Origin of the sequence: Pseudoflavonifractor sp. 524-17, from assembly GCF_009935845.1 — a bacterium.
Lineage (GTDB): Bacteria > Bacillota > Clostridia > Oscillospirales > Oscillospiraceae > Pseudoflavonifractor_A.
The window spans coordinates 1-2,301 of record NZ_QWEK01000109.1 but is presented as its reverse complement, the minus strand read 5'-3'; the positions used below and the strand labels follow the sequence as shown (position 1 = coordinate 2,301).

2 protein-coding genes are annotated in these 2,301 nt (G+C 48.2%); both read left to right on the top strand.

The annotated features are described in order from the left end of the window. Positions 1-104 precede the first annotated feature (104 nt). Positions 105-959: a tyrosine-type recombinase/integrase gene (locus D1159_RS18700; protein ID WP_161847097.1), complete on the top strand. Its 855-nt coding sequence runs from the start codon at positions 105-107 to the stop codon at positions 957-959. Beyond that, the gene (locus D1159_RS18695) at positions 949-2,040 is read left to right on the top strand and encodes an IS91 family transposase (RefSeq protein ID WP_161847096.1); all 1,092 of its coding nucleotides are present in this window, start codon (positions 949-951) and stop codon (positions 2,038-2,040) included. Before D1159_RS18700 ends, D1159_RS18695 begins: the two co-directional genes overlap by 11 nt. Positions 2,041-2,301: the final 261 nt, after the last annotated feature.

Genomic DNA, 2,301 nt, shown 5'->3' with positions numbered 1-2,301 from the left:
TTGAACGAACCCGCTGACGCGGGGGTTTTACAAACAGACCAACTTTCCTGTACACTTGAAAAACGGTGCGTATACCGCCAAAAAGTAACAGGGAGTTGAAACAGATGGGCACGAATTATTATCTGGAAAAGCTGTATCAGGATATGCGGCTTCGATCCTATTCGGAGCATACGCAGGACGTTTACGGGAGGGCAGTACGAAAATTTCTGAATTTCAGCAGGAAACCAGTTGAAAAGCTGAACGAGCAAGATGTACGGGCCTATACGCTGCATCTCATGGAGAGCAGTCTGAGCAAGTGCAGCATCAACACTTATCAAGCTGCAATCCGGTTCTTTTTCGGGGTTACGCTGAATCGGGCTATGAATTATCTGCAAATGCCCCGGTTGAAGGAGGATAAGGATCTCCCGGAAATTCTCTCTCGGGAGGAGATTGCACAGCTGCTGGATCACTGTGAAAATCCAAAGCATAAAGCGATATTTGCCCTGGCCTATGGTTCCGGGCTGCGGGTATCGGAAATCTGTGCTTTGAGGGTGCAGGACATTGATTCAAAGCAGATGCGGATCTTTGTCCGTAACAGCAAGAGGAACAAGGATCGCTATACGATTCTCTCTCAGCAATGTCTTGAATTTTTAAGGGACTATTGGCGGAGCTTTCGGCCAAGGCACCCAGAAGGGCTGCTGTTTCCAGGGTGGAGAAATTTAACCAGCATAACAGAGAAAGCGGTTAATGACGCGCTGAAGAAATGGCTTGGGGTGGCTGGTATCTCTCGGAGGGTATCGATCCATTCCCTTCGTCACGCTTTTGCTACCCATCTCCTGGAAGATGGAACTGACATTTTCACAATTAAGGAGCTTTTGGGACACAGCAGCATATCGTCTACTACCGTTTATCTGCATTTGGCAAATGTTGGAGCAAACCTTGTAAGCCCCGCTGATCGACTGTGCAGCAATGAGCGTTGAGATTCAGAATATTTTCGCGGAGCACATCGGCGCTTATGCCCAGAGTCATCGGATGAATTACAATCAGAGAAAAGCTGTGCAGGACATCATCAATTGCCGGACAGCTACTTTGGGTGCGCACATAGATACCTGTGATAACTGCGGATATATGCGGATTTCTTACAACTCCTGCCGGAACCGACACTGCCCCAAATGCCAAACTTTTGCAAAAGAAAAGTGGATCGACAAGCAGAGGAAAAACCTGCTTAACACGCCGTATTTTCATGTTGTTTTCACCGTTCCTTCTGAGCTGAATCCCGTTTTTCGATACCGGCAGAGCACCATGTACGCACTGCTGTTTCAAGCGGCGTCCGAAACGGTATTGGAACTGTGTGCCGACCGAAAATATCTCGGCGCAATGCCTGGAATCACGGCCATCCTGCATACCTGGGGACAGAACCTTCAGTTCCACCCTCATATTCATATGATCGTAACAGGCGGAGGTTTGACACCGGATCAAAAATGGCAGGTTTCCTCAAAACATTTCTTTTTGCCGGTTAGAGTTCTCTCCGCTAAATTTCGTGGGAAATTTCTGGCGCTTCTAAAAGCGCGATTCCCAACAATCGATAAAAGCCTGCTTGATATCTGCTATCAGAAAAAATGGGTGGTCTACTGCAAACCGCCCTTTGACAACGCTGGAAAGGTGATCTCTTATCTGGGCCGGTATACCCATCGAGTCGCCATTTCCAATGATCGCATTTTATCTATGGGAAATGGTAAGGTTACTTTTCGCTGGCGTGACTACGCCCATGGCAATCAAAAGAAGCGGATGACGCTGGATGCCGAGGAGTTTATTCGCCGGTTTCTACTTCATATCCTGCCTGCTGGTTTTAGAAAAATCCGCCACTATGGCCTTTTTGCAGCCCGAAGCAAAGAAAAGCGTCTGGCTTTATGCAGACGCTTGACGGATACTCCGCAGCCATCTCAGGAACTGCCGCCTATGGCACTGCTGGAACGGATGCTGGGGAAAGATTTCAACCTGTGCCCTTGCTGCAGGCTGGGACATTTCTCAAGAGAACCGCCATGCTTTTCCGAATGTTGATATACGCCTAAAGTTTATGCCCTGTGGGGAGGGGGAAGCTATGCGCTTTTTGTCTAATTGTTTGTGCTTTTTGCGCCTATTCAAATACGAAAGCCGCTCCATTTCCAATTAACCTGCCAGTATTCTAAACATATTTTCCCCATAACTGCTGCGCCTATTTCCGCGGCTTCGTTCAAGCGAATTATCCGACATTGCCTCAACGTGTTCTGGCGTTGGGGCCTTTCTGCGCCTTGCAACGCCGGATAATTCGCTATTCCTTAT